The organism is Paraburkholderia tropica, assembly GCF_900109265.1.
GTDB classification, from domain to species: domain Bacteria; phylum Pseudomonadota; class Gammaproteobacteria; order Burkholderiales; family Burkholderiaceae; genus Paraburkholderia; species Paraburkholderia tropica.
In genome coordinates, this window is record NZ_FNZM01000005.1 from 365,033 (window position 1) to 391,766 (window position 26,734).

General features: G+C 67.1%; 24 protein-coding genes. 7 read left to right on the top strand and 17 right to left on the bottom strand.

Features of this window, described 5'->3' with window-relative positions:
- Positions 1–35: 35 nt before the first annotated feature.
- The 14 genes from BMY06_RS10460 to BMY06_RS10525 form a co-directional block, all read right to left on the bottom strand.
- Positions 36–1,055, bottom strand: a complete 1,020-nt coding sequence (locus BMY06_RS10460; protein ID WP_065061917.1) for an XdhC family protein — start codon at positions 1,053–1,055, stop codon at positions 36–38.
- Positions 1,028–1,609, bottom strand: a complete 582-nt coding sequence (locus BMY06_RS10465; protein WP_074982947.1) for an SRPBCC family protein — start codon at positions 1,607–1,609, stop codon at positions 1,028–1,030. Before BMY06_RS10465 ends, BMY06_RS10460 begins: the two co-directional genes overlap by 28 nt.
- The gene (locus BMY06_RS10470; protein WP_074983029.1) at positions 1,600–2,790 is read right to left on the bottom strand and encodes a vWA domain-containing protein; all 1,191 of its coding nucleotides are present in this window, start codon (positions 2,788–2,790) and stop codon (positions 1,600–1,602) included. The genes BMY06_RS10465 and BMY06_RS10470 overlap by 10 nt, the downstream gene beginning before the upstream one ends.
- A gap of 86 nt (positions 2,791–2,876) precedes the next feature.
- The gene (locus tag BMY06_RS10475; RefSeq protein WP_065061921.1) at positions 2,877–3,764 is read right to left on the bottom strand and encodes an AAA family ATPase; all 888 of its coding nucleotides are present in this window, start codon (positions 3,762–3,764) and stop codon (positions 2,877–2,879) included.
- Between the two features lie 115 nt (positions 3,765–3,879).
- Positions 3,880–4,677 (bottom strand): FAD binding domain-containing protein, encoded by a 798-nt coding sequence (locus tag BMY06_RS10480; RefSeq protein WP_065061923.1) that lies wholly within the window; start codon positions 4,675–4,677, stop codon positions 3,880–3,882.
- A gap of 13 nt (positions 4,678–4,690) precedes the next feature.
- Positions 4,691–7,138 carry a xanthine dehydrogenase family protein molybdopterin-binding subunit gene (locus BMY06_RS10485; RefSeq protein WP_074982949.1) on the bottom strand — a complete coding sequence of 816 codons (2,448 nt, stop codon included), beginning with the start codon at positions 7,136–7,138 and terminating at the stop codon, positions 4,691–4,693.
- Between the two features lie 14 nt (positions 7,139–7,152).
- Positions 7,153–7,665 carry a (2Fe-2S)-binding protein gene (locus BMY06_RS10490; RefSeq protein WP_074982950.1) on the bottom strand — a complete coding sequence of 171 codons (513 nt, stop codon included), beginning with the start codon at positions 7,663–7,665 and terminating at the stop codon, positions 7,153–7,155.
- A 523-nt stretch (positions 7,666–8,188) separates the two neighbouring features.
- Positions 8,189–9,595 (bottom strand): branched-chain amino acid transporter BcaP, encoded by a 1,407-nt coding sequence (gene bcaP, locus BMY06_RS10495; protein WP_065061929.1) that lies wholly within the window; start codon positions 9,593–9,595, stop codon positions 8,189–8,191.
- Positions 9,596–9,966: 371 nt separating this feature from the next.
- The gene (gene rqpR / locus BMY06_RS10500) at positions 9,967–10,623 is read right to left on the bottom strand and encodes a response regulator transcription factor RqpR (RefSeq protein WP_065061931.1); all 657 of its coding nucleotides are present in this window, start codon (positions 10,621–10,623) and stop codon (positions 9,967–9,969) included.
- Positions 10,620–11,570 (bottom strand): sensor histidine kinase, encoded by a 951-nt coding sequence (locus BMY06_RS10505; protein WP_065061933.1) that lies wholly within the window; start codon positions 11,568–11,570, stop codon positions 10,620–10,622. Before BMY06_RS10505 ends, rqpR begins: the two co-directional genes overlap by 4 nt.
- 454 nt (positions 11,571–12,024) lie before the next feature.
- Positions 12,025–12,795, bottom strand: coding sequence for a ferredoxin--NADP reductase (locus tag BMY06_RS10510; protein WP_065061935.1), 771 nt, complete (start codon positions 12,793–12,795; stop codon positions 12,025–12,027).
- 709 nt (positions 12,796–13,504) lie between these two features.
- The gene (locus BMY06_RS10515) at positions 13,505–14,158 is read right to left on the bottom strand and encodes a LysE family translocator (RefSeq protein ID WP_065062291.1); all 654 of its coding nucleotides are present in this window, start codon (positions 14,156–14,158) and stop codon (positions 13,505–13,507) included.
- A 196-nt stretch (positions 14,159–14,354) separates the two neighbouring features.
- Positions 14,355–15,158 (bottom strand): endonuclease/exonuclease/phosphatase family protein, encoded by an 804-nt coding sequence (locus BMY06_RS10520; RefSeq protein WP_065061937.1) that lies wholly within the window; start codon positions 15,156–15,158, stop codon positions 14,355–14,357.
- Between the two features lie 84 nt (positions 15,159–15,242).
- Positions 15,243–15,866, bottom strand: coding sequence for a hypothetical protein (locus BMY06_RS10525; RefSeq protein ID WP_231957658.1), 624 nt, complete (start codon positions 15,864–15,866; stop codon positions 15,243–15,245).
- A gap of 389 nt (positions 15,867–16,255) precedes the next feature.
- On the opposite strand from BMY06_RS10525, the gene BMY06_RS10530 reads away from it, so the two are divergent.
- Entirely contained in the window at positions 16,256–17,362 is a 1,107-nt protein-coding gene (locus tag BMY06_RS10530; RefSeq protein WP_065061939.1) for an NAD(P)/FAD-dependent oxidoreductase, read from the top strand.
- 132 nt (positions 17,363–17,494) lie between these two features.
- Positions 17,495–17,806, top strand: coding sequence for a high-potential iron-sulfur protein (locus BMY06_RS10535; protein WP_065061941.1), 312 nt, complete (start codon positions 17,495–17,497; stop codon positions 17,804–17,806).
- A 49-nt stretch (positions 17,807–17,855) separates the two neighbouring features.
- On the opposite strand, the gene BMY06_RS10540 is transcribed toward BMY06_RS10535, so the two are convergent.
- Complete coding sequence (locus BMY06_RS10540; RefSeq protein ID WP_074982952.1) at positions 17,856–19,370, bottom strand: amidase; 1,515 nt, start codon at positions 19,368–19,370, stop codon at positions 17,856–17,858.
- A 181-nt stretch (positions 19,371–19,551) separates the two neighbouring features.
- Positions 19,552–20,250 carry a dienelactone hydrolase family protein gene (locus BMY06_RS10545; RefSeq protein WP_065061945.1) on the bottom strand — a complete coding sequence of 233 codons (699 nt, stop codon included), beginning with the start codon at positions 20,248–20,250 and terminating at the stop codon, positions 19,552–19,554.
- 353 nt (positions 20,251–20,603) lie between these two features.
- Between BMY06_RS10545 and BMY06_RS38580 the strand changes: the two genes are divergently transcribed.
- Complete coding sequence (locus BMY06_RS38580; RefSeq protein ID WP_124260925.1) at positions 20,604–20,810, top strand: hypothetical protein; 207 nt, start codon at positions 20,604–20,606, stop codon at positions 20,808–20,810.
- A gap of 233 nt (positions 20,811–21,043) precedes the next feature.
- Positions 21,044–22,189, top strand: coding sequence for a branched-chain amino acid ABC transporter substrate-binding protein (locus tag BMY06_RS10550; protein WP_065061947.1), 1,146 nt, complete (start codon positions 21,044–21,046; stop codon positions 22,187–22,189).
- A gap of 154 nt (positions 22,190–22,343) precedes the next feature.
- Here BMY06_RS10550 and BMY06_RS10555 read toward each other — a convergent pair whose 3' ends face one another.
- The gene (locus tag BMY06_RS10555; RefSeq protein WP_074982953.1) at positions 22,344–23,561 is read right to left on the bottom strand and encodes an MFS transporter; all 1,218 of its coding nucleotides are present in this window, start codon (positions 23,559–23,561) and stop codon (positions 22,344–22,346) included.
- Between the two features lie 270 nt (positions 23,562–23,831).
- Here BMY06_RS10555 and BMY06_RS10560 point away from each other — a divergent pair, with 270 nt between their 5' ends.
- The 3 genes from BMY06_RS10560 (at position 23,832) to BMY06_RS10570 (ending at position 26,709) form a co-directional block, all read left to right on the top strand.
- On the top strand, positions 23,832–24,506 hold the full coding sequence (locus BMY06_RS10560; RefSeq protein WP_074982955.1) for a HugZ family pyridoxamine 5'-phosphate oxidase: 675 nt from the start codon (positions 23,832–23,834) through the stop codon (positions 24,504–24,506).
- A gap of 407 nt (positions 24,507–24,913) precedes the next feature.
- Positions 24,914–25,222, top strand: coding sequence for an H-NS histone family protein (locus BMY06_RS10565; protein ID WP_065061952.1), 309 nt, complete (start codon positions 24,914–24,916; stop codon positions 25,220–25,222).
- A gap of 341 nt (positions 25,223–25,563) precedes the next feature.
- Positions 25,564–26,709: a cation diffusion facilitator family transporter gene (locus BMY06_RS10570; RefSeq protein ID WP_074982957.1), complete on the top strand. Its 1,146-nt coding sequence runs from the start codon at positions 25,564–25,566 to the stop codon at positions 26,707–26,709.
- Positions 26,710–26,734 lie beyond the last annotated feature (25 nt).

The following is a 26,734-nucleotide window of genomic DNA, read 5'->3' on the forward strand; positions in this document are numbered from 1 at the left end:
GCGTCGAGCCGAACGCGGCCGAAACCGCGCGCGCCTCACACGTGACACGAACCGGCACTCGCAGCCTGCTCGCGCGCGGCCTTCGCGCCTTCGACCTGCAGGATCGTCGGCAGCGAGACGCCGTTCTTCGCCGCCGTGACTTCCGCGAGGATCGACACGGCGATCTCGGGCGGCGTGCGGCTGCCGATATAGATGCCCACCGGCCCGTGCAGCCGCGCGAGTTCCGCCTCGCTCAGATCGAATTCCTTGAGCCGCTCGCGCCGCGCCGCGTTGTTGCGCCGCGAGCCGAGCGCGCCCACGTAGAACGCGGGCGTTTTGAGCGCTTCCATCAGCGCGAGGTCGTCGAGCTTCGGGTCGTGCGTGAGCGCGATCACGGCGCAGCGTTCGTCGAGCTTCATGTCGATCACGGTGTCGTCGGGCATGGTGCGCACGAGCGTCGTGCCGGGCACGTCCCAGACGTCGGTGTATTCCTCGCGCGGATCGCACACGGTCACCTGATAGTCGAGCCCCACGGCGATCTGGCAGAGATAGCGCGACAGCTGCCCCGCGCCGATCACCAGCATGCGATAGCGCGGGCCGTGAATGGTCAGCAGGCGGCGCTCGTCGAAATCGATGCCGTCGGTGGCGCTCGCGGGACCGAGCGTGGCCTGGCCGCTTGCGATGTCGAGCGTGCGCGCGACGAGTTCGCCGCGCTCCACCGCGTCGAGCAGCGCGCGGATGCCCGAGGCCGCGCTGAGCGGTTCGAGCACGAGCTGGATCGTGCCGCCGCAAGGCAGGCCGAAGCGATGCGCTTCTTCGGCGCTGATGCCGTATTTCACGGCTTCGGGTTTCGCGATGCGCACGCCTTCGCGGCGCACGCGCTCGATCAGATCGTCCTCGATGCAGCCGCCGGAGACCGAGCCGGCCACGAGGCCGTCGTCGCGTACGACGAGCATCGCGCCCTCGGGCCGCGGCGACGAGCCCCACGTCTTCACCACCGTCACCAGCAACGCGCGGTGGCCTTCTTCGAGCCAGCGCACGCTGGATTTCAGGACTTCGAGATCCACGCTGTCCATGATCGTTTCCTCTTTTGCGGTTCGTCGCCGGTCGCCGCGGTGTCGTCGGCGCTCGCGGCTGGCGGGTCGGTTGCTGTGCTGTCGTTTTCGTTGCTGGCGGTTTGCTCCGCTTCGTCGCCGAACTGCTCGCCGAAGCGCTTGAAGAACTCGGCGGCGATCTTGCGCGCCGCGCCGTCGACGAGCCGCGAGCCGATCTGCGCGAGCTTGCCGCCGACCTGTGCGCGGGCGGTGTAGCTGAGCGTCGTGGCGTCGTCGCCGGCCGCTTCGAGCGTCACGCGCGCGTCGCCCTTGCCGAAGCCCGCTGCGCCGCCCTGGCCTTCGAACTGGATCGTGTAGCTGCGCGGCGCGTCGATATCGGCGAGCTGCATGCGGCCTTTGAAGCGCGCCTTCACCGGCCCGACAGCGGCGGTCAGCGCGACAGCATACGCGTTTTCGCCGTCGGGCTCGATGCTCTCGCATCCCGGGATGCACGTCTTGAGGATGGCCGTGTCGTTGAGCGCTTCCCACGCGCGCTGCTGCGGCACCGGCAGCGTGTGAGTTTCGGTCAGCTCCATCGTGTGGCTCCTTGATGTGGCGCGCGCGGCGGCGTCTCGCGCAGACTGCGCCCGAGCGCTTCGAGGCAGTCGAGGTTGTGGACCGGATAATGCGCGTCGACGTGCGGCAGCATCGCCTGCACGCCGCGCGCCTTCGGTGCGAAATCGCGGTAACGCAGCAGCGGATTGAGCCAGACGACGCGATGCGCGAAGCGGTGCAGGCGCGCCATTTCGTCGTCGAGCGCGGCGGTGGCGTCGTGGTCGAGGCCGTCGGTGACCATCAGCACGGTGGCGCGGCCGCCGAGCATGCGGCGCGCCCAGCGGCGGTTGAATTCCGCGAGCGTTGCGCCGATGCGCGTGCCGCCCGACCAGTCCGCCACCTGCGCGGCGAGTTGCGCGAGCGCGATGTCGGGATCGCGTTCGCGCAGCGCGCGCGTGGCGTAGGTGAGGCGCGTGCCGAACAGGAACACCTGCAGACGTTCGCGCGATTGCAGTAGCGCGTGGCAGAAGTAGAGCACGGCGCGCGAATAGGCGCTCATCGATCCGGAGATGTCGAGCAGCAGCACGAGCGGCAGCTTGCGCTCGACGGGCGCGCGGTATTTCCACACGGTCCAGTCGCCGCCCGCGCGCACGGCATGACGCGCGCTCGCGCGCAGATCGGCGTGCGTGCCGCGCGACGAGGTTTTCAGACGCCGCGTGCGCTCGGTCGCGAGCGGCAGCCGGCGCGCGCGGATCAGGTGGCGCAGCGTGCGCCATTCGTCGGCGGTGAGCGTGTCGAAGTCGCGCTGGCGCAGGCGCTCCTCGGCACTGAAGGTCGCGTGCGCGCGCAGTTCGTGCTGCTCGTGCGTCGGGGGCGGGTGCGGCGCGTTCGCGCGCGTGGCGGCCCGCGCGGCGAGCGCGTCGGCGAGACGGTTATTGCGGCGCGGCGGCGGCAGCGCGCCGCGCACCTTCGGCAGCAGCAGCGCGCGCAGCTTGCCTTCCCAGTCGGGATCGCGCCAGAACAGCGCGAACGCGGCGTCGAACAGTTCGCGCTCGTCGGGCGCGGCGGTGAGCAGCGCGGCCAGCGCCGCGCGCACGTCGTCGCGGCGCGCGAGGTCGATGAAGGCGAGCGCGTCGATGGCTTCGGCGGCGCGCGCGCCCGACATCGGCAAGCCCGCGCCGCGCAGCACGCGCACGAAGTGCACGACGTTGCGCGCGAGCATGGGCGGGCCGCCGTGCGCGTCCGATGCGCGGGAAGCGGCGGTGAGCGAAGTGGCAAGCGCGGGCGCGCGCGGCATCGGCATCGACATTACTCCGCGAGCGCGAGCGTGTCGGCGATCCGTTGCGCGTCGAGCTGCGCGAGATCGTCCTGATACTTGAGCAGCACGCCCAGCGTGTCCTGCACCGATTGCGGATCGAGTTCGGTCACGCTGAGCGCGTGCAGCGCGCGGCACCAGTCGATGGTTTCGGCGATGCCCGGCGCCTTGAACAGATCCATCGTGCGCAGTTGATGCACGAAAGCGACGGCGCGGCGTTGCAGATCGGCCGAGGTCTCGCTCGCTCGCGCCGCGACGATGGCGAGTTCGCGCGCGCGATCCGGGTAGCCGAGCCACTGATAGAGACAGCGGCGCTTGAGCGCGTCGTGCACTTCGCGCGTGCGGTTCGACGTGATGACGACGAGCGGCGGCTCGCTCGCGCGCACCGTGCCGTATTCGGGTATCGACACCTGGAAGTCCGAAAGCAGTTCGAGCAGGAAGGCTTCGAACGGCTCGTCGGCGCGGTCGATTTCGTCGATCAGCAGCACGCGGCGCGCGCCCGGATGTTGCGGATCGGGTTGAAGCGCCTGCAACAGCGGACGCTTGAGGAGGAATTCGTCGCGATAGAGCGTGTCGTTGCGCGGCGTGTCGCCGGCGGCTTCGGCGAGGCGCAGCGCCATGATCTGACGCGGATAGTCCCACTCGTAGAGCGCGCTCGCCGTGTCGAGACCTTCGTAGCATTGCAGGCGCAGCAGCGTCGTGCCGCAGAGCGCCGCGGCGGCTTTCGCGAGTTCGGTCTTGCCCACGCCGGGCTCGCCTTCGAGAAACAGCGGGCGCTGCATCTTGAGCGCGAGAAACAGCGCCGTGGCCAGTTCGCGGCTCGCGAAATAGCCCTGCGCTTCGAGTTGCGCGAGCGTGTCGTCGATGGTGGCGGGGAGCATGGCGGCCTTTGACTGCGCGAGCGTTTTCCTTGGTGGCGGGCGGAAGGTGGGCGAGAAGCACCGGCGTCCGCGCGCGCAGAAAGTCGCGCGAACGGACGCCGATTCCCGCACGCGCCTAACCGAGCGCCTTCGTCACCGCACGCGCCGCGAGCACCGGAATCAGGTGCGCCCGATACTCGGGGCTCGCATGCAGATCGCCGTTCAAGCCGTCCGCGCCGATCGTGACCGCGCGCGCCGCCTGCGCCGTGAAGCTCGCCGTGAGCGCGGTTTCGAGCGCCGTCGCGCGAAACACCGACGGCGCCGCGCCCGTCACGGCCACGCGCACGCCCGAGGCGAACTGCGCCACGAACACGCCCGTCAGCGCGAAGTGCGAGGCCGGATTGCGAAACTTTTCGTAGGCCGAACGTTCCGGAACCGGAAACTCGACGGCCACGATCAGCTCGTCGGGTTCGAGCGCGGTCTCGTACATGCCGAGGAAAAAGTCGTCGGCGGCGATGCGGCGGCGATCCGTCACCACGGTCGCGCCGAGACCGAGCACGGCGGCGGGATAGTCGGCGGCCGGGTCGTCGTTGGCGAGCGAGCCGCCGAGCGTGCCGAGCGCGCGCACCTGGCGGTCGCCGATATGCGCGGCCAGTTGCGCGAGGCCCGGCAGCGCGTTCTGGATCGGCGCGTTCGCGGCGACGTCGGCATGGCAGACCGCCGCGCCGATCTTCACGACCTTGCCGTCGACCGAGATCGTTTTCAGCTCGGGAATGCGCGTGACGTCGACGAGCGTGGACGGCTGCGCGAGCCGCAGCTTCATCGCCGCGAGCAGGCTCTGTCCGCCCGCGAGGAATTTGGCGTCCGCGTCGGCGGCAATCGCTTTCACGGCGCCTTGCGCGTCGCCCGCGCGCTGGTAGTCGAATGCGTACATGGTGGGCCTCCGCTCAAGGTTGCTGCGACGTGGATTGCGATGACGATTGCGCCGTGGACGACGAAGCGGACGACGAAGCGGACAACGAAGCGGCCTGCATCGCCTGCCACACGCGATGCGGCGTCGCGGGCATCTGCAGGTCCTTCACGCCGAGCGGCGCGAGCGCGTCGAGAATCGCGTTGATGACGGCGGGCGGCGAGCCGATCGCGCCCGCCTCGCCGCAGCCCTTCACGCCGAGCGGATTGTGCGTGCAGGGCGTCCCTTTCGCGGTTTCCACGTTGAACGAGGGCACGTCGCTCGCGTGCGGCATCGCGTAGTCCATGTACGAGCCGGAGAGCAACTGGCCGCTTTCGGTGTCGTAGACGCAGCGCTCGAGCATCGCCTGGCCGATGCCCTGGCCGAGTCCGCCGTGCACCTGGCCTTCGACGATCATCGGATTGATGACGTTGCCGAAATCGTCGACTGCGGTGAAGCGCTGGATGCGCGTCTCGCCGGTGTCGGGATCGATCTCCACTTCGCAGAGATAGGCGCCCGACGGATAGGTGAAGTTGGTCGGGTCGTAGAAGGCGCTTTCGTCGAGGCCCGGTTCGAGCGTTTCGAGCGGATAGTTGTGCGGCACGTAAGCGGCGAGCGAGATTTCCGCGAAGGTCTTGCTGCGGTCGGTGCCCGCGACGCGGAACACGCCGTCGGCGAACTCGATGTCTTCCACGCCCGCTTCGAGCATGTGCGCCGCGATCTTCTTCGCCTTCGCCTCGATCTTGTCGAGCGCCTTCATGATCGCCGAGCCGCCCACGGCGATCGAGCGCGAGCCATACGTGCCCATGCCGAACGGAATGCGCGCGGTGTCGCCGTGCACGATGTCGATCTGCTCGATCGGCACGCCGAGGCGGTCGGAGACCACCTGCGCGAAGGTCGTTTCGTGACCCTGGCCGTGGCTGTGCGAGCCGGTGAACACCGTCACCGAGCCGGTGGGATTCACGCGGATCTCGCCCGCTTCGAACAGGCCCGCGCGCGCGCCGAGCGCGCCCGCGATGTTCGACGGCGCGAGGCCGCACGCCTCGATGTAGCACGAGTAGCCGAGGCCGCGCAGCATGCCGCGCGCCTTCGACGCGTCGCGCCGCGCGGGGAAGCCCTTCACGTCGGCGAGTTCCAGCGCGCGCGAGAGACAGGCTTCGTAGTCGCCGGTGTCGTAGGTGAGGCCGACGGGCGTGGCGTACGGAAACTGCGTGATGAAGTTGCGGCGGCGGATCTCGGCGGGATCGATCCGCATCTCGCGCGCAGCGGTTTCGACCAGCCGCTCGACCACGTAGGTCGCTTCGGGTCGGCCCGCGCCGCGATAGGCATCGACGGGCACGGTGTTCGTGAACACGGCCTTCACCTCGGCGTAGATCGCGGGCGTGGCGTACTGGCCCGCGAGCAGCGTGGCGTAGAGGATGGTCGGCACGCTCGACGCGAACGTCGAGAGATACGCGCCCATGTTCGCCGTGGTGTGCACGCGCATGGCGAGGAACTTGCCGTCCTTGTCGAGCGCGAGTTCGGCCTTCGTCACGTGATCGCGGCCGTGCGCGTCGGAGACGAAGGATTCGCTGCGTTCGGCGGTCCATTTCACCGGACGGCGGATCTGCTTCGAGGCCCATGTGAGCGCCACGTCCTCGGCGTAGAGGAAGATCTTCGAGCCGAAGCCGCCGCCCACGTCGGGCGCGACGATGCGCAGCTTCGTTTCCGGCAGCCCGAGCACGAACGCCGCCATCAGCAGACGCTCGACGTGCGGGTTCTGGTTCGACACGTAGACCGTGTAGCTGTCGTCGTGCTGCGCGTAGCTCGCGTTCACGGCGCGCGGCTCGATCGCGTTCGGCACCAGCCGGTTGTTGACGATGTCGAGCGTGGTGACGTGCGCGGCCTGCGCGAAGGCGGCGTCGGTGGCGGCCTTGTCGCCGTGGCCCCACGTGTAGCAGGTGTTGTTCGGCACGCCGTCGTGCACGAGCGGCTGGCCGTCGTCGGCGGCGCGGGCGGTGTCCGCGGCGGCCGGCAGTTCCTCGTAATCGACCTCGACGAGTTCGGCGGCGTCCTTCGCTTGCTTCCACGATTCGGCGATCACGAGCGCGACCTGGTCGCCCACATGCAGCGCTTTCTCGTGCGCGATCACGGGATGCGGCGGTTCGTGCATCGGCGAGCCGTCGATGCTGTGGATCAGCCAGCCGCACGGCAGGCCGCCCACGCCCGCGGCGGCCACGTCGGCGCCGGTGAACACGGCCACCACGCCGGGCGCGGCTTTGGCGGCGGCGGTGTCGATGCTGCGGATGCGCGCGTGCGCGTGCGGCGAGCGCACGAACACGGCGTAAGTTTGCTGGGGAAGGACGACGTCGTCGGTGTACTGGCCCGCGCCGGTGAGGAAGCGATAGTCTTCCTTGCGCTTCACCGAGGCGCCGATCATGCGCGGCTGGGAGTCGGGTGCGTTCATGGCGGCCTCCCTCGTCACGCCGCCGAAGCGGTGGCGGGTTGCGCGGCGGGCTGCTCCGCGGCCTGCATGGCTTCGGCGCCCTGGAGCACGGCCTTCACGATGTTGTGATAGCCCGTACAGCGGCACAGATTGCCGTCGAGGTTCGCGCGCACGTCCGCTTCGGTCAGGCCCGGACACGCGTGCGCGAGCGCCACCGCGCTCATCACCATGCCGGGCGTGCAGAAGCCGCATTGCAGGCCGTGGCAGTCGCGGAAAGCGGCCTGCATCGGATGCATCGCGCCGTTGGCGGCGAGGCCTTCGATCGTCGTCACGTTCATGCCGTCGCACTGCACGGCGAGCGTGTTGCACGATTTGATCGCGCGGCCGTTCAGATGCACGGTGCACGCGCCGCATTGGGCCGTGTCGCAGCCGACGTGCGTGCCGGTGAGGCGCCGCTGCTCGCGCAGAAACTGGACCAGAAGCGTGTGAGGTTCGATCTCGGCGGTCACGGGCTGGCCGTTGACCGTGAGGCTGAGGCTGATCGCCATGGGCTGTCTCCTGTCGCCCGGAGCGACGCGCGCGCATCGCGCCCGGGTACCACACTCGGTGAGGATCAGGGACCGGCCTGGCCCGCGTTCACCACTTGCCCCGAGATGCCGCCTGCGATCTTTCGTCCGGCGCGCGTCCGAATCGGAAGACGGCGCATGCCGCGGCGCGGATTGGGCGCGCGCGACGAGGACAAAAGCGAGGGCGAAAGCGGGGACGAGGGTCCGGCTGGTGCTGTGCTGTTCAGTGCGTGGAATGCGTGCTGCTGAATTACCGATGCCGTGCTGCTGTATTGCCGTTCTTCCGGCTGCCGCGATGATGCTCGGCACAGTAAAGCACACTTTGCCGATTTACGCTGCGCGGGCTTTTACCCGCCATAAGCGGCGTTTTTCAGCGTTTTTGCAAGTGTTTCAGGCGTTTTTTGCACTGCGGCCATGCCGGGCGCGCGCATGAAAAACGGCCCGTCCGGACAAGCCGGAACGGGCCGTTGCAGCGCAGCGAAAGCGCGCCGGGAATGTCGGGCGCTTACTGCTCGTGCGGCTGATGCGCGAGGCGCGAATGGCGGCGCGAGTAGCCGAAGTAAATCGCCATGCCGATCACCAGCCAGACGATGAACGCGATCCACGTCACGCGCGCGAGGTTCAGCATCAGGAACAGGCACGACGCCACGGCGAGGACCGGCACCACCGGCACGCCGGGGCAGCGGAACGCGCGCGGCAGATGCGGGTGCGTCTTGCGCAGCACGAGCACGGCGATCGACACCATCGAGAACGCCGCGAGCGTGCCGATGTTGATCAGCTCGGCGAGCACGTTGAGCGGCACGAGCGCGCCGATCAGGCCGAAGAAGATGCCCACGAGCCAGGTCGTGAAGAACGGCGTGGCGAAGCGCGGATGCACCTTCGAGAGCTTCGCGGGCAGCAGGCCGTCGCGCGACATCGCGTAGATGATGCGGGTCTGGCCGTAGCTCATCACCAGAATCACGGTGAGCATGCCGAGCACGGCGCCGAGGTCGATGAAGCCCGCGACCCACGGCTGGCCGGCGACCTGCAGCGCGTACGACACCGGATGGCCGATGTTGGCGAACTGCGCCGACGGCACGATGCCCGTGACCACGGCCGCGACCGCCACGTAGAGCACCGCGCAGACGGCGAGCGAGGCGATGATGCCGGCGGGCAGATCGCGCTTCGGATTCTTGACTTCCTCGGCGGCGGACGAGACCGCATCGAAGCCGATGAAGGCGAAGAACATCACCGCCGCCGCGCCGAACACGCCGTTCCAGCCGTTGGGCATGAACGGATGCCAGTTCTCGGGCTTGACGTGGAACGCGCCCACGGCGATCACGAGCAGCACGACCGTGACCTTGATCGCGACCATGATGTTGTTGATGCGCGTGGATTCGCGCACGCCGATCGCGAGCAGCGCCGTGATGCCCATCATCACGAGGAAGGCGGGCAGGTTGAACAGCGTGTGCACGCCCGGCACCGCGCCCGGCGCGGCCGTGAGCGCGGCGGGCAGATGCACGCCGAAGCCGCCGAGCAGCGATTGCAGATAACCCGACCAGCCGACCGAGACCGCCGAGCTGGCGAGGCCGTATTCGAGCATCAGATCCCAGCCGATGATCCACGCGATCAGTTCGCCGAGCGTGGCGTACGAATAGGTGTAGATCGAGCCGGCGACCGGGATCGTCGAGGCGAATTCGGCGTACGACAGCGCCGCGAAGCAGCAGGCCACGGCGGCGATCAGGAACGAGACCATCAGCGCGGGGCCGGCCTGCACGGCGCCGGTGCCGGTCAGCACGAAAATGCCGGTGCCGATGATCGCGCCGATACCGAGGAAAGTGAGGTCCAGAGCGCCGAGAGCCTTCTTCAGGCCGGCGCCCTGCGCGCTCGCCTTCAGCATGTTTTCGACGTTCTTCTTGCGAAAGAGGGACATTTGGCGGGGAACTCCAGGTAGAACGCGCGAGGCGCCGATCGGATGGGATCGCGCCTGCGTGCCGTATGTCGGGGAAACCTGCAATTTTATCCGATCGCCGTGTCGGAACCGGCTCAATCGGGTCGGAAGCCGCCGCAAGGCGCAGTCGATTCCGCCGCAAACGGGCGCGGCTGCGCGCGATCCTTGCCGGGCGTTTCGCGAATCGGCGAAATCATTTCCGGATCAAGGGCTTATGGCGAGAAGGTTGCCTGAGTGGGACGGCGCACGCTTGCATGCGCCGGGCGTGCAGGCGTGCGGCGCGACGGCGCGCAGCCGGGTGCGGCAAGAGGACGCCGCACGCCACCGCCCGTCCGGGCGCGAATCCGCGCCGCTCAGAAGCTCGCGGTGGGCGCGAGATCGACGAGCTGGTTGCTCATCGCGTAGAAGGTCAGCTCTGCGTTGTTGTTGAGCTTCATCTTTTCGAGCAGGCGCGTGCGGTAGACGCTCACCGTCTTCACGGAGAGCGAGAGCGTGTGCGCGATGTCGGTGAGGCGCTTGCCCGAGGCGAGCATGCACAGCGTCTGGTATTCGCGGTCGGAGAGCTTTTCGTGCGGCAGCTGCTCGGCGTCGACCAGCACGTAATCGGCGAGCGCCTCGGCCATCGCCGGGCTCACATACTTGCGGCCGCTCGCGACCTGCTGGATCGCGGCCGTCATCTGCGCGGCGTCCACGGTCTTGGACAGATAGCCCGACGCGCCGGCCTTCAGCGCGCGCACCGCGTATTGATCCTCGCGATACATCGAGAACATCAGCACCGGCACGCGCGGCGCCTTTTTCTTCGCGCGTTTGAGCACCTCGATGCCGCTCATGTCGGGCAGCGAGATGTCGAGCAGGACCACGTCGCAGGCGTGGCGCGCGAGCGCGACGAGCGCCTCGCTGCCGGTCTGGGCTTCGATCACTTCGCAGGCGATGCCGCGGTCGAGCAGCAACTGGCGCACGCCCTGGCGCACCACGGCGTGATCGTCGACGAGCAGGATGCGCAGGGTCATGAGCGGGCGTCCTGAGCGGAGTTCGGAAGAGAAGACGGGGCGGTGTCGGCGCAGAGCGTGTCCCAGAGGAAGCGCGCTTCGACGTTCGTGCCGGGGCGGGCCTGGCCCGGTTGCGCGGTCGCTGCGCGCAGCGTGCCGCCGAATGCGGCGCAGCGCTCGCGCATGCCGGAGACGCCGTAGTAGCTGCGGCCCGTGGCGCCGGCGGCGTCGTCGTGTACGAACGCGAGCGACGCGTCCTGCTGGCGGCTCTGGCGCTTCACGCGGCGGGCGGCTTCGCGCGACAGGCCCACGCCGTCGTCGACGACGGTGAGGATCAGCTCGCGCTCGGTGCTGTCGAGACGGACTTCGACGCGCGTCGCCTGGGCGTGGCGCGCGACGTTGGTGAGCGCTTCCTGCGCGACGCGGAACACGGCCAGCGCGGCTTCGCCGGGCAGCGCCGCGAGGCGTGCGTCGCAGGTGCCGCCGGTGAATTGCGCGCTCAGGCCGGTGCGCGACGCGAAGCCGCGCGTCCAGCGCTTGAGCGCCGGCGCGAGGCCCGCGTCCAGTTCGGGTGCGTGCAGGCCGTCGAGCACGTGGCGCACGGCAGTGGCGGCGGCGTCGAGCGAGCGGGCGACCAGCGCGAGCGCGTCGGCGCATTGCGGCGGGGCATCGGCGGGCAGCCAGGTGTAGACGTTGGCGATGGCGAAACGGGTCGCGGCCAGTTCGGCGCCCACGCTGTCGTGCAGCTCGCGGGCGAGGCGATGGCGCGCGGCCTCGTCGGCGTCCACGCGTGCGGCGCCGGCCGCGACGATCTGCCGCTGCACGCGCGCGATGGCGTCGAGCGCGGCGCGTGCGCCATCGGCGTTGGCCAGCAAGGAGAGGCCGCCGCCCGCATGGCTGGCGCGCGCCGCGGACGCATCAGCGCCAGGCGCGCGCGCGTTGCCCGCGGCGTAAGTCGACGTATCCATCCTTCCCCCGTTGAGGAACCGGTCCCGCCTGGTTCCTGGCTCCGCGCCGGCTGAATCGGTGGCCTTTCCGCGTCGGAAAGCGGGACCCCGAATTCGCTCGGCGCAGCGTAACGAAATTTACATCCGGTAACAACCTGACCGAGACTCTGCCAGGCATTCCGAAATGGCCGATGTTGCGCCGCGATAATATCCCAAAATAAGAAAAGATACAGTCGGGAAAGGCTTTAGCGGCGAAACCTGAGAGCCGGCTTGAAGTTCGGCTCGCGTGCGTCTTCTCGATTTCTGTCAGAAAAACACTGACAAAGAAGCTACGCGAAATCGGCGAAAAATGTAACTGTCCGGGCAGTTTATGCGTGTTGTTGTTGCGTGCATACCGCGAAAAAAAACCGGAGCGCGGGGCTCCGGTTTTTTGGGCGTGGCGTGCTGCGGCTTTTCGCCGCCGCCGGCGAGGAAATCAGCCGACGAATGCCTTTTCGATCACATAGTGACCCGGCTCGTTGTTGCTGCCTTCCTTGAGGCCGGCCTTTTCGAGCAGTTCGACCGTGTCGCGCAGCATGTGCGTGCTGCCGCAGAGCATGATGCGGTCGCGCTCGGGCGTGAACGCCGGCAGGTCGAGGTCGGCGAACAGCTTGCCGGTGTCGATCAGTTCGGTGATACGGCCGCGGTTGTCGAACACTTCGCGCGTGACGGTCGGGTAGTAGACCAGCTTTTCGCGGACGATCTCGCCCAGGTATTCGTGCTCGCGCAGTTCTTCGGTGATGAATTCCTTGTACGCGAGTTCATCGACGAAACGGCAGGTGTGCGTGAGGACGATCTTGTCGAAGCGGTCGTAAATGTCCGGATCCTTGATGATCGACATGAACGGCGCGAGGCCCGTGCCGGTCGACAGCATCCACAGCACTTTGCCGGGCAGCAGGTTGTCGGCCACCAGCGTACCGACGGGCTTCTTGCCGATCAGCACCTTGTCGCCGACTTTCAGATGCTGCAGGCGCGACGTGAGCGGGCCGTCCGGCACCTTGATGCTCAGGAATTCGAGGTGTTCCTCGTAGTTCGCGCTCGCCAGCGAATAGGCGCGCATCAGCGGCTTGCCGTCCACTTCGAGGCCGACCATCGTGAACTGGCCGTTGTCGAAACGCAGGGCCTGGTCGCGCGTGCAGGTGAAGCTGAAAAGCGTGTCGGTCCAGTGATGGACGCTCAGAACGGTTTCTTCGGTGTGTTTGCTCATGGTTCCTGATGATGCGAAACGAGGTCCGCCGGACGGGGCGTTCCTTCCGGCCGCATGACGATGCATGACTGGCCCGGTATGACGATGCGCGGCGCGCGGCTCTGACATCCGGTGGCTACGTGGCTTTGCAGGCGCTGACCGTGCCGCTGCGAGCCCGCAGCCTCGATGCGAACGAGGCGCAATCCGCCATTTTACCGCGTGCGCGCCTCATGGGCGGCGCCGCGCTGCAAGGGGAGGGAAGCTCGCGTGGGCCGAGGCATCGTGCTGGCGCCCGTACGCGGCTGGCGTGACGGGTAGCGCTGGCTGCCGATCGGCGGAAAACGGCTGGCGCCGGCCGGGCCGTGCCGGACTTTGTGCTCCGGGCCGCATGCGGCCCCGATTGCGTCCGGTTCAGCCCGATTTCGATTCGATTTCGCTCAGAGCGACTCGAATCCGGCCGTCCTGCCCGTTCCACCAGGGAGCGGGCGTGCTTGCCGCGAGCGGCGCGCGTCGCGAACGAGGCGCGCCTGCGAATGTTCGCCCCAGATAATACCGGATCGTCTGACAGGCCGCACCATTGACCCTGACGGCGGGGCAGTTTCGCGGCGCGCGAACAACGCTTGAAACTGCTCAGGATGCCTCAGCAGACATCGGCGGGTTTCAGCAGACGCCGAGCGGGCTTCATCGGGCAAAGGTCGGCGGTCAAAGGTCAAAGGTCAGCGGTCAAAGGTCAGCGGTCGGCGGCGAGCTTGGCGGCGAGGCCGATCAGCGCCGTGCCGCAGAACGCGTCGATCGGACGGCGCAGGCGCTTGTAGCCGCGCTGCGTGCGTTGATCGGCGAACAGGAGCGCGAGGCCCGCGTGCCAGCCGAACGACATCGCCGCCACCAGCGCGAGCGCCGCGCCGTAGAACCACGTCGGCGGATGCGCGGGAAAGACCGCCGCGAACACGCTGGTCCAGAACACACACGACTTCGGGTTGGTCAGGCAGGTGAGAAAGCCCGCGCGCCAGGTGCGGAACCACGCGCGGCGGTCGGGCGGCGGCAGCGGCTCGACGGGCGCGCTGGGCGCGGCGTTCTGCGATGCCGTGTCGCGGCGCATGCCCGAGCGCAGCAGCTTGATGCCGAACCACAGCAGATACAGCGCGCCGCCGATGCGCACGCCCTGATACAGCCAGTCGATGTGCTGGAGCACGGCGGCGAAACCGAGCATCGCAAGCGCGGCCCAGAGCGTCGAGCCCGTGCCGACGCCGAACGCCGACGCAATGCCGAGACCGCGCCGTCCGGCGAGCGAGAGTTGCGTCACCATAAAGAAGTTCGGGCCGGGACTGATCAGCGCGAACAGGTAGACGACGGCGATCTGGAGCAGGGTGGCGAGGTGATGCACGCGGGCCTCGGAGCAAGAAAAGCGCGCCATCGAGGCGCGCGACGCGACATATTAACGCGCTTGCTTCGCAGACCCAGGGCGTTTTTCAGCGGTTCCGACGCCGTTTTCGCGCGGCGTGGGAATCATCGGCGGGAAGGATGAAATCGGCGGAATCGGCAAAATCGGCGAAATCGGCGCGCGAGCCCGCCGTCTCGCGTCACTCCAGCCGCAGCCGCGCCATATAAGGAAGGTGATCGGAGAGCCAGGCCGTTTCCTGCGGCGGCGTGATGAGTTCGACGGGTTGCAGGCCGCGCACGAACATCTTGTCGAGCGCGAGCGCGGGCGAGAACGCCGGGAAGGTGCGGGCGGGCTCGCCGAGCAGCGTCGCCACTTCCTGCAGGCCGTGTTCGGCGAACAGCGGCACCGAATCGTTGCGCCAGTCGTTGAAATCGCCCGCAAGCACGAGCGGTCCTTGCGGCGCTTCCTTGGCGATCCAGTGGGCGATCCAGTGCATCTGTTTGAGGCGCGCGCTGCGGGTGAGCGCGAGGTGCGCGCACAGCAGCGTCACCTGCTGGCCCGCCACGCTCGCGCGCGCCACCAGCAGACCGCGCCGCTCGAAGCGATGCGCGGAGATGTCCCAGCGTCCGCCCAGGTCGAGCGGATGCGGCGACAGAATGGCGTTGCCGTGCCGCCAGGACGGCTTGAACACGTTCGGCCCGAGGGCGATCTGCAATTCGAGCGCGTGGGCGATTTCGGTGGCCTGGCACTGCCAGACGTCTTCGAGCGGATCGCCGAGCGGCGCGCCGAAGGTCGACGAAAGCACCGGCTGCGGCAGACGCCGCGCCATCGCTTCCTGAAGAAACCAGGCGTCGGCGTGGGTCGACTGCACCCATCGTCGCATGGCCTGCCAGGCCTGAAAGCCAAGCGGTGAGCGGCCCTTGTGCAGGTTCCAGCTCACCGCGACGAAGTCCCCGGCGTGGGCCGGGTCCATGTCGATGAGAGGTTGTTCGAGATTTCGCATGCGTGTGTTGCTACGTGTTCTGACGCGGGGTGGACGGCGTCGGCCGGTGGGCCGCGCTCCGGTTCGTGGTCGACCGGTGCGCCGTCAGGGCCCCGCGGCGGGCGGCGCGAGGTTCGCGCGCACCCGGTAGACGAGCTTGGGATCGTGATCGACGATCGTCCAGGTCACCCACTGGCCGGCGGGCACGTTCAGGCCCGGATGACTCGCGCTCACCTGGCGCGGCTGCGGCGGCAGCTTGCAGCCGTCGGTCGTTTTCGGCGCGACGGGGTTCTCCAGCGTTTCCTGGGCGTCGATGGCGAGAATCGCGGCGCTGGCGTTCGCTTGCAGCGGCGACACCGTGATCGTGCGTTGCAGGTCGATGCTGCCCGCGGGCTGATCCTTGCAGCCCACGTTGTGCGTGACCACCTTGTGATGCGTGTCCGTGCGCGCCTGGCCGACCGTGGTCGAGCCCTCGAAGCTGTCGATCTTCTGGCCGTCGCGGTCGACTTCCAGCGTCCAGTTGACGACGCCTTGCGGCGCGAGCGGCGAAGCCGGCGCGGACGTGCCGGACGCCGCAACGGCCGCCGCCGCCGATGCAGCCGTGGGCGCGGGATTCGTCACCGTGATCGACGCTGCTGCGGGCGGTGCGGTTTCCTGAGCCCGCGCGCTCGCAGCCAGCGCGCAGGCGGCGACGAGTGCGGTGCTCAGGGCGGTCTTCCATAACGTCATCTCGACAGGCTCCATGCTTGGCAGGGTTCGTTATGACCATCGATCCTATACCGGGTTCGCAAACGCCGCGTTTGCGGCCGCCGGATCGCGGCGAAGCCCGGCGTCGCGGCAAGGACGAAAACCCCTTTGTTTTCAGGATGTGGGGACAACCCCGCCCGGTTTCCATCGCGTAGGGCGAGAAAACTATTACAGCAAATGTAATGCCGCCTCGCGCCGCGTGCGCGTTAAATCGATTCGACCCCGGGAAAATCGTGTCCCGAAGCCGCCCGGCGCGCGCGTCATGCGTGTACGCCAGCGCGCCTTCGCCCGCACTCGCGCCGGTGGCTTGCCGATGCGCGGCGTACAATTTTTGAAGGATGCCGGAGCGAGCGGGAGGCGAGCGCAGCGTCATGGACCAGATCGAATGTGTGGTGATCGGCGCGGGTGTGGTCGGCCTCGCCGTGGCGCGCGCGCTGGCGGCGCGCGGCCGCGAAGTGATCGTGCTCGAAGCCGCCGAGGCAATCGGCACCAGCACCAGTTCGCGCAACAGCGAGGTCATTCACGCGGGCCTCTACTATCCGCGCGGCTCGCTCAAGGCGACGCTCTGCGTGCGCGGCCGCGAGATGCTGTACGACTACTGCGCCGAGCGTCACGTCGCGCACGCGCGCTGCGGCAAGCTGCTGGTCGCCACCGCGCCCGCGCAGATCGCGCAACTGGACGCGATCCTCGCGCGCGGCAAGGAAAACGGCGTGTTCGACCTCACGCGCATCAGCGGCTCGGAGGCGCTCGCGCTCGAACCGGCGCTCGAATGCGTGGCGGCCGTGTATTCGCCGCAGACCGGCATCGTCGACAGCCATCAATTGATGCTCGCGCTGCAAGGCGACGCCGAGCGCGACGGCGCGGTGGTCGCGCTCAAATCGCCGGTCGAATCGATCGACGCGAGCGCGAACGGCTTCGTGATCCGCACGGGCGGCGACGCGCCGACCGAAATCCGCGCGGCCTCGCTCGTCAACAGCGCGGGGCTTCAAGCGACGCGGCTCGCCAAACGCATTCGCGGACTCGATCCGCGGCACATTCCGCCGCTCTATCTGGCGCGCGGCAATTACTTCAGCGTGACGGGGCGCGTGCCGTTTTCGCGGCTCATTTATCCGATGCCGAACGAAGCGGGGCTGGGCGTGCATCTCACGCTCGATCTCGGCGGCCAGGCGCGTTTCGGTCCCGACGTGGAATGGATCGAGTCGATCGATTACGACGTCGATCCGCGCCGCGCCGACAGTTTCTACGCGCAGATCCGCAGCTACTGGCCCGCGCTTCCCGACGGCGCGTTGCAGCCTGCGTATGCAGGCATTCGTCCGAAACTCTCGGGACCGGGCGAGCCGGCCGCCGACTTCGTGATCCAGGGCCGCGCCTCGCACGGCGTGCGCGGGCTCGTGAATCTTTTCGGCATCGAGTCGCCTGGGCTCACGGCGTCGCTTGCGATTGCGCAGCGCGTCTGCGAGATGGCCGGGCCGGGTTGAGCGCGCGTGCGCGTCGTGATGACGCGCTTCTCTTATCTCCGGAATTGCAGGCTCACGCGGTGGGGCATCGTTGCTATGCTTCTCGCGCGCCGTCGTCAGAACGGTGTTGCCCACAATACTGGAGTAAGTCCCATGAAATCGTCCCGCCGCAGCTTTCTGATCACGAGCCTTGGCGTCGCCACGACCGTTGCGCTGTCGCGCCAGGCCTTCGCCGATGCCCCGAAGGCATCCGAAGCCGATCCCACGTCCCAGGCGCTCGGCTACAAGCTCGACGCCGCCAAGGTCGACAAGGCCAAATACGCGAAGTACGCCGCCGGCCAGGATTGCAGCAACTGCACGTTCTACCAGGGCAAGGCCACCGACGCGTTCGCGCCGTGCCCGATGTTCGGCGGCAAGCAGGTCGCGGGCAAGGGCTGGTGCAGCGCGTATAACAAGAAGGCGTAAGCGCCTTTCGCGGCACAAGCCGCACTGAGCCTGAAAGCGGCGCGCGAGTCTAGACGCGCGCCATCAGCAGAGGCGGACGCCTGCCGAACCACGGCCGCGCCGCCTCCAGTTGCGCGGCGAGGCGCAGCAGCAACGCGTCGTGATTCTCGCGCGCCGCGAACTGCACGCCGACCGGCAGACCGCGCGCATTCCACGCGAGCGGCACCGTCATCGCCGGCTGGCCGGTCATATTGAAGATCTCGGTGCAGCCCGCCCACGCGAACGCCTTGTTCGCGGCTTCCGTCAGCAGTTTTCTCATCAACGCTTCGACCGGCATCGCGGTGACGGCGCGCATCTGCAGGCGCTCCGACTGCGTGGGTTTCAGCTCGCCGATCTTCACGGGCGGCGCCGCGAGCGACGCGCACAGCATCACGTCGAAGCGTTTCATCAGATCGTCGAAGCGCGCCGTCACGCGCTGCTGCTCGGCGAGCGCGGCGGGCAGTTCGCGCTCGCCGAACTTGCGCCCGATGTGCGCCATCGCCCACGTCGGGATCTCGAAGTCCTGGCGGCGCGGCTTGTTGCCGGTGATGGTGTCGGCGTTCAGCACGTATTGCTCGGCGACGACCGACCAGATCATCAGAAAGGCTTCGCGCGTGGCCGTGAAATCCATGCCCAGTTCGATCGGCTCGACGATATGGCCGAGCGAAGTCAGCAGCTTCGCGGCGTCGTCGAGGGCGTCGCGCACGTCGGGCGAGAGCGCGTCGGCGAACAGCGGATCGGTGATGTAGGCGATCGTCAGCGGCTTGCCGCCGTCGAGCGGCGCGCGCGCGGCCGCGAGAAAGCTGCCCGGCGCGCCGGGCGCGAGGCCAGGATCGCCCGCGAGCAGATCGAGCATCAGCGCGCTGTCACGCACGCTGCGCGATATCGCGAGATCGACGCCCAGTTCGCCCGGCGGGCGCGGCAGGTCCGAGGTCGGCTGGTTGCCGCGCGAGGGCTTGAAGCCGAACAGGCCGCAGCACGCGGCCGGAATGCGGATCGAACCGCCGCCGTCGGACGCGTGCGCGAGCGGCACGATGCCGGCCGCGACCGCCGCCGCCGCGCCGCCGCTCGAACCGCCGGGCGTGTGATCGAGATTCCATGGATTGCGGCACGGGCCGAACAGCTCGGGCTCGGTGTACGGCATCTGCCCGAGTTCCGGCGCGCTGGTCTTGCCGAAGATGTTCAGGCCCGCCGCGCGAATGCGCTGGACCACGGGCGCATCGGCGGTCGGAATGTAATGACGATAGTGACGGCTGCCGAGCGTCATGCGCAAACCGGCGACGGCCGCGCCCAGATCCTTGACGAGAAAGGGCACGCCCGCGAGCGGCCCTTGCGCGAGTGCGTCGAAGCCGTCGCCGTCGGGCGCGACGTGCTGGGCGCGTTTGCGTGCGCTGTCGTAATCCTTGAGCACGATGGCGTTGATCGCGGGATTGGCCGCTTCGGCGCGCGCGATGGCGGTGTCCAGCAACTCGCGCGGACTCACGTCGCGGCGCTGCACGAGTTCGGCGAGGCCGATGGCGTCGTATTCCAGATAGTCGGACTGCAAGGCGCGCGCTCCCTGTTGGCGTCGTGAGTGAATGCCGCGGCGAGTTTCAGACCCGTCTCGCGGCTCAGCGGGCGAACGCATCGCCCAAAAAACAAAACGGCCATTGCAGCGATTCTGCCGCAATGGCCGTTGTCAGGTGATCGAGGCGATCGACGCGATCGCCATGATCCGGGAAACCCGCTTAGAGATGCTCGGCGAGGAAGCTCAGCGTGCGGCCGTGCGCGAGCACCGACGCGTTCTGGTTGTACGACGCGCGCACCGAGCAGTTGAAGCCGTGATCGGCGCCCGGGTAGATATAGACGTCGGCGTTGTCGCGGCCCGCGAAGCGCTCCTTCACCTGGCCGACCTGATCGAGCGGAATGCCGTGATCGAGTTCGCCGTAGTGGAACAGGATCGGCTGCTTGATCTTGTCGGCGAGATCGAGCTGCGTGTGAATGCCGCCGCCGTAGTACGACACCGCCGCGTCGACCGAACCGCTGCCCGCCGCCATATAGGCGAGACGGCCGCCGAGGCAGTAGCCGATGGCCGCGACCTTGCCCGTGCACTCGGGCAGCTTGCGCAGCGTGTCGGCGGTTGCCGCGATGTCCTGTACGACGAGATTGAAGTCGGTGGCTTTCATCAGCTCGATGCCGCGGTCGCGGTCGGCACCCGTGTATTCGAGTTCGACGCGCGGGGCGCTGCGCCAGAAGATGTCCGGCGCGATCGCGACGTAACCGTCGAGCGCATATTGCTCGACCACGTCACGGATATGGCCGTTCACGCCGAAGATCTCCTGGATGATGACGATGCCGGGACCCTTGCCGCCTTTGGGCAGGGCGAGATAGGCGCCGAAACTGTCCTTGCCGGCGGGAATGTCGATCCATCGAGTCGTTACGCTCACGTTGCTCTCCTTCTTCGCGAATGGGTGTGCGGCCTGGGCCGGTAAAACGGGGAGCCAGTTTGCCATAGGCGCCGCCCTGCCTGCAGCGTGCGTCGTGCTCGCAAGCGGATCGTAATATTTTCGTTTATTCGAAGCGTGCCTCACACGCGCCTCGCACGCGTCGAGCGCGTTCGTTTCGCGCGGTCGATGCGTGCGCGGACAACATGAATTGATGCATCCAGTTCGCCGATGACCGAGGCGCAGCGAGTGAATCGGTGAATACGCGCTCATAGCCTCGGTATCAATTAAACGAAAGCTGACTTTAAAGGCGCGCGGTTATCGAGGAATCCGAACTCAATTGCGGCGCGCTGAAAATGCGCAAACGTTGGCGGTTGTTCCAGCGTGAAAACCGATTGCCGTCAAGCAGTAAAAAATACGCCGAGGCTGATTCACAAAAAATCTCAAAAAAGAGTCGTGAGCTGCCTGGATTCAGCTTTCCGAAAGATTGCAAACGTCTTGTAGAAGCCTTGCAGAGCAAGGCGCAGCGGGCTTCCGGCGGGGTTTCCGCGGGGCTCGGGTGAAAGCCTATTGGTACTCGCCCCGATATCTGAAAAAAGTCCCCCAAATTAATTTGATCACCTACACTTGCGCGCAAGTATGGTGCGCGAACGCTGTCACAAACGGCATTCGAAACCATACTGGCCAGGTGCATCAAGGATGCATCCTGCGTGGTCGTCCGACGGGGAGCGACACGTTCGGGGCGCGGGGGCACAGGGCGATTACGTTGCTTTTGGGTTCGAAACTGGAGACTTACATGAATATCAAGCTTCACAAGCTGTTGCCGATCAGCGCAGCAGCCATGCTGTTCGCGTCGTTTGCAACGGCGGCGAGCGCCGACGTCACGGTCAAGATTGGCCACGTTGCGCCGTTGACGGGCGGGATCGCTCACCTGGGCAAAGACAACGAAAACGGCGCGCGTCTCGCAGTCGAAGAGATCAACGCGAAGGGTCTGACGATCGGCGGCCAGAAGGTCACGCTCGCACTCGACGCGCAGGACGACGCGGCTGACCCGCGTACGGCCACGCAGGTCGCCCAGAAGCTCGTCGACGACAAGGTCGTGGCGGTCGTGGGTCACCTGAACTCGGGCACGTCGATTCCGGCTTCGAAGATCTACAGCGATGCGGGCATCGTGCAGATCTCGCCGTCGGCAACGAATCCGGCATACACGCAACAGGGCTTCAAGACCACGTATCGCGTGGTGGCAACGGACGCGCAACAAGGTCCGGCGCTCGCGAACTTCGCGTCGAAGACGCTGAAGGTCAAGAGCGTTGCGATCGTCGACGACTCGACGGCGTATGGCCAGGGCCTCGCAAACGAATTCGAGAAGACCGCCAAGGCGCTCGGCATGAACGTGCTGTCGCATGACGCGACGAACGACAAGGCCGTGGACTTCCGCGCAATTCTCACGAAGATCAAGGGCGAAAACCCCGACGCGATCATGTACGGCGGCATGGACGCCACCGGCGGCCCGTTCGCCAAGCAAGCCAAGCAGCTCGGCCTGCGCGCGAAGGTGCTGGCAGGCGACGGCGTCTGTACCGACAAGCTCTCGGACCTGGCTGGCGACGCGACCGACAACATCGTCTGCTCGGAAGCCGGTATGGCGCTCGAGAAGATGCCGCTTGGCAAGGAGTTCGAAGCAAAGTACGAGAAGCGCTTCGGCCAGCCGATCCAGATCTACGCGCCGTTCACGTATGACGCGGTGTACATCATCGTCGACGCGATGAAGCGCGCCAACTCGACCGATCCGGCCAAGATCCTCGCGCAGATGCCGACGACGGACTACAAGGGCGTGATCGGCGAGACGACCTTCGACTCGAAGGGCGACCTCAAGCACGGCGTGATCTCGCTGTACAACTACAAGTCGGGCAAGAAGTCGCTGCTCGACGTGGTGAAGATGTAAGAGCGGCGTGCGCGGCGCGGCCTTCGGGCGGCGCTGCGTGACGTGCCGTTCATCGGCATCGATGAAAAAAGCCCGCGGGTCTTTCGACTCGCGGGCTTTTTGTTTGGGCGTTGCCCGAGGCTGCCGGATGTACCGGCGATGCGAGGCGCCTCGCTCAGATGCCCAGCCGCCGCAACACCTTCGGCGCGGCGAACGCCACCAGCGCGGCGCACAGCGCGACTACCGACAGGCCCACGGTGAGATTCGTCACCTGCGTAATGCCGCCGATCACCACCGGCCCGAACAGCAGCCCGAAGTACGCGATGCCCGCGACGTGCGCGAGCCCTTCGGCCGCGTGGATGCCCTTCACGCGCGCGGCCGCCGCGAACAGCACCGGCATCATGTTCGCGAGGCCGAGACCCATCAGCGTGAAACCCGTGAGCGCGGTGAACGAGAACGGCAGCAGCAGTGCGCCGATCATCCCCGCGCAGGCGAGCGACGCGCTCACCATCACGAGCTGCGGTGCGCCGAAGCGCGCGCGCACGGCGTCGCCGGCGAAGCGCGCCACGGCCATGCCGCCCGAGAACGCGGCGTAGGCGGCGCTCGCGAGCGCGGGCGTCGACAGCACGACGTCGCGCATATAGACAGTCGCCCAGTCGTACATCGCGCCTTCGGCGATCAGCGCGATCAGCGCGATCGCGCCGAGCGCCCACAATGCGGGCGTGCGCCAGCGATTGCCGGTTTTAGCGTGCTCGCCGTGCGCGGCATGCGGCACGTGCGGCAGCACCGCCGGACACGACACGGCCAGCACCAGCGCGGCCAGCGCCGAAGCGAGCAGCAGATGCAGCGCGGGCGCCATGCCGCGCGCGAGCAGCGCGCCGCCGATCGCCGCGCCGGCCATGCCGCCCAGACTGAACATGCCGTGCAGCCCCGACATGATCGGCTTGCCGACCGCTTCCTCGACGGCGCTCGCCTCGGCGTTCATGGCGACGTCGAGCGTGGCCATGCCGATGCCGAACGCCGCGAGCACGACGATCAGCATCCAGTAGTACGGCACGACGAGGATCAGCGCGCCGCAGACGCTCATCGTGATGCCGCCCGCGAAGCAGGCGCGGCGCGAGCCGACGCGCGCGATCCAGGTGCCGATCGACGTCATCGCGGCAATCGAGCCGCCCGCCACCGCGAACAGCGCGTACGAGAGCATGGCCGCGTTCAGGTGGAACTTGTCGCGCACGGTCGGCACGTGCACGCCCCACGAGGCATACATCATCCCGGCGACGAAGAAGAGCGCCATCGTCGCGATGCGGGCGCGGTGACGCCGGGCGGCGGGCAGGGCGCGATGGACGGCGGCGGGCTGCGCGTCGAGCGCGGGATCGGAGGCGTGGTTGGACACTGGGAAATTCCGGCGAAGGATGGCGGCTGGATATAAGCGAAGCGGCGGCTGTGGTGGCGGAAATCAGCGAAAGCGGACGGCGGCGGCCCGGATCGATGTCGGCCAGGCCGGGCGAATAAGCTGTCTGAAAGCCAGGCGACGATTTTAGCCAACGCGCGCGCAGGCTGCTCGCCGCGCCGCGGCCTGCTCTAATAGTGGCATCGCGGAATGCGGGTTTGCCGCCGCCGGCCTGCTTCGCTTCCGCCGTTTCCATCGCCCGAGGACGCTGCCGTGAAGATTCCCGCCCATGCCCCGCTGCATCTGCTGCATCAGGTGTCCGTCGGCGCGCTCGCCACGCACGCGCGCGAGCCGCACGGCTTCCCGTATCCGACGCTGCTGCCGTTCGCTGTCGACACGGAGCACCGGCCCGTGATTCTCGTGAGCCGGCTTGCCGAGCACACGCGCAACCTGCAGGGCGATCCGCGCGCCGGGTTGCTCATCGCGCAGACGGGCGCGCGCGGCGAGGACGTGCTGAACGCCCCGCGCATGACGCTGCTCGGTCTTTTCGAGCCCACCGACGCCGACGCGCACTCGCCGCTCGCGCGCCGCTACCTGCGCTATCAGCCCGACGCGGCGCGCTATCTCGAACTCGGCGACTTTACGTTCTGGGTGATGCACGTCGAGCGCCTGCGCTATATCGGCGGTTTCGGCGCGATGGGCTGGCTCGACGGCAACGATATCGACGACCTCGATCCGCTGGACGCCGGCGAGGAAGATGCGCTGATCGCGGCCTTCGAGGCGAATCCCGCGCGCCGCGCCGGACTGGAGTTACTGGGCGTGGACCGCTATGGCGCCGATCTCGCGCTAGACGGACAGCGTGCGCGCTTCGTTTTCGAGGAGCCGCAGGCCGATACGCCATCCTTGCATGCCGTGCTAATCGACTGCATTGAGCGCCACGCTATCTGAATAATCCCTCTAACTGGATGCCGCCATCTGTGGGATTTTCTCGATTGTTGCGATGCGCCATTCCCTGATAAATGACGCATCGCATGCAAAGTTCTCATCGCATGAAATGTTTTGCGAATTCTTACCAATTAATTTTCATAAGTTGCCAGTTGTGAGAATCGGATTTATCTGGAAAAAGCGGCATTCAGTAAAAATACTGATTTGCACGCAATGAAAGCGTCTTTATGACTTGCGGGGCTGCGGAACAGTTGGAAATCTGTTTTAATTATTTTTATTGCGCGCGCTTTTCCGGGGATTCGTTTCTGTGTTAATCTCGCCACCAATTTCCGAGGCGAATCATCTGTCAATCGGCATACTGGCGCAAGATCGGTAGCCATTATCAACGAACCATCAAGGCACCTTTACTCATGTCGTCATACAAGGAACTTCTCGCACAGCGAGAGAAGCTGGAGCAGCAGATTGAAGAGGCGAAGGCGCGTGAATATGCCGAAGTCCTCGACGAGATCAAGCAGAAAATGGCCGACTACGGCATCACGCTCGCCGAACTCGGCGGCGGCCGTGCAGCCGGCAAGGCCGCCAAGCAGGCCAGCCGCTCGCGCGCCAGCGTCGCGCCGAAGTATCGCGACCCCGAGAGCGGCAGCACGTGGTCGGGCCGTGGCAAGCCGCCGCGCTGGATCGCGGGCAAGGATCGCGAGAAATTCCTGATCCAGAAGTAAATCGCCAGACAGTGTTTGCCAGGCGGACCTCAAATGTCCGTCCAGCAGAAAAGCCGCGCAGTCACGGGGAAATGACGCGCGGCTTTTTTGCGTCCGCATTTTGCGATCTATTGCGTCTACCTTACGTATTCTTACGTTCGGATGCCATATTCTGTTTCCCCAATCGGCCGTCGCGGCGGATTAAGCCAGGCCGTTTTGAACCGGCTCTTCGGGTTCATATTTGAATGCGAATGCGACGCTTTCTCGTAGTCGCCTGATTTAAAAGAAGATTCCAGGGTTATCTACAATTAGGGACGGCGTGGCCATTACAATCGGGATATTGTGACCTCGCTGCCCTGAGCATGGCTTCCTCTGTCGCCGAGACGTTTTCCGATAAACAGCGCGTGGCGCGCAAGACCACGCTGGTCAGTGTCGCCGTGAATGCGGTGCTGGTCGTGCTGCAAATCGTCGTGGGTGTGATTGCGCATTCGCAGGCATTGATCGCGGACGGCGTGCATTCGCTTTCCGATCTGGTCTCCGATTTCGTCGTACTTATCGCCAATCGCCATAGCGGCGCAAAACCGGACGCCGATCACAATTACGGCCACAGCCGTTATGAAACCGTTGCTTCATTATTTCTCGGCGCCATATTGATTACGGTCGGCGTGGGTATGCTCGCGCGCGCCGGCACCCGCATCGCGAATCTCGACGATATTCCGCCCGTCCATGCCAGCGCGCTCGCCGTGGCCGTGCTCGTGCTGATGTCGAAGGAAGGGCTGTTCCGCTACATGCTGCGCGAAGCCCAGCGCGTGCGTTCGGCCATGCTGATCGCCAACGCGTGGCATGCGCGCTCGGACGCCGCTTCGTCGCTGGTGGTGGCGCTCGGCATCGTCGGCAGCTTGATGGGCGTGCGGCTGCTCGACCCGATCGCGGCGGCCATCGTCGGCTTCATGGTCGCGCGCATGGGCTGGGTGTTCGGCTGGGATGCGTTGCAGGATCTCTCCGACCGCGCGCTCGACGAAGCCGCCGCGGCCGATCTGCGCGCGCTGCTGCTCTCCACGCCGGGCGTGCTCGACGTGCACGAAATGCGTACGCGCAAAACCGGCGACCTCGCGCTGGTCGACGCGCACATCCTCGTCGATCCGCTGATCTCGGTGTCCGAGGGGCATTACATCGCCGAGATGGCGCGCGAGCGCGTGCTCACCGATGCACGCGTGCTCGACGCGCTGATCCACGTCGATCCCGAGGACGACATGCTCGCGCGCTCGGTCGCGAGCCTGCCGCCGCGCGACCGCGTGGCCGCGGCGCTGCGCGAGGCGCTCGCGGCGCGCGGCGTGCAGGTGGAATCGGTGACCTTGCATTACCTGAGCACCGGCCTGGAAATTCAGGCCGTGCTTGCGCCGGGCGGCAACCCGCGCGCGCTCGAGGCCGTCGATCTCGACGCGCTCAGGCGCGAACTCGGCGCGAGCCGGCTCGAGGCGGTAAAGTCGCTCGCCGCGCACACCTGACGCCGAAGCGCTCGTCTGCGCCTCA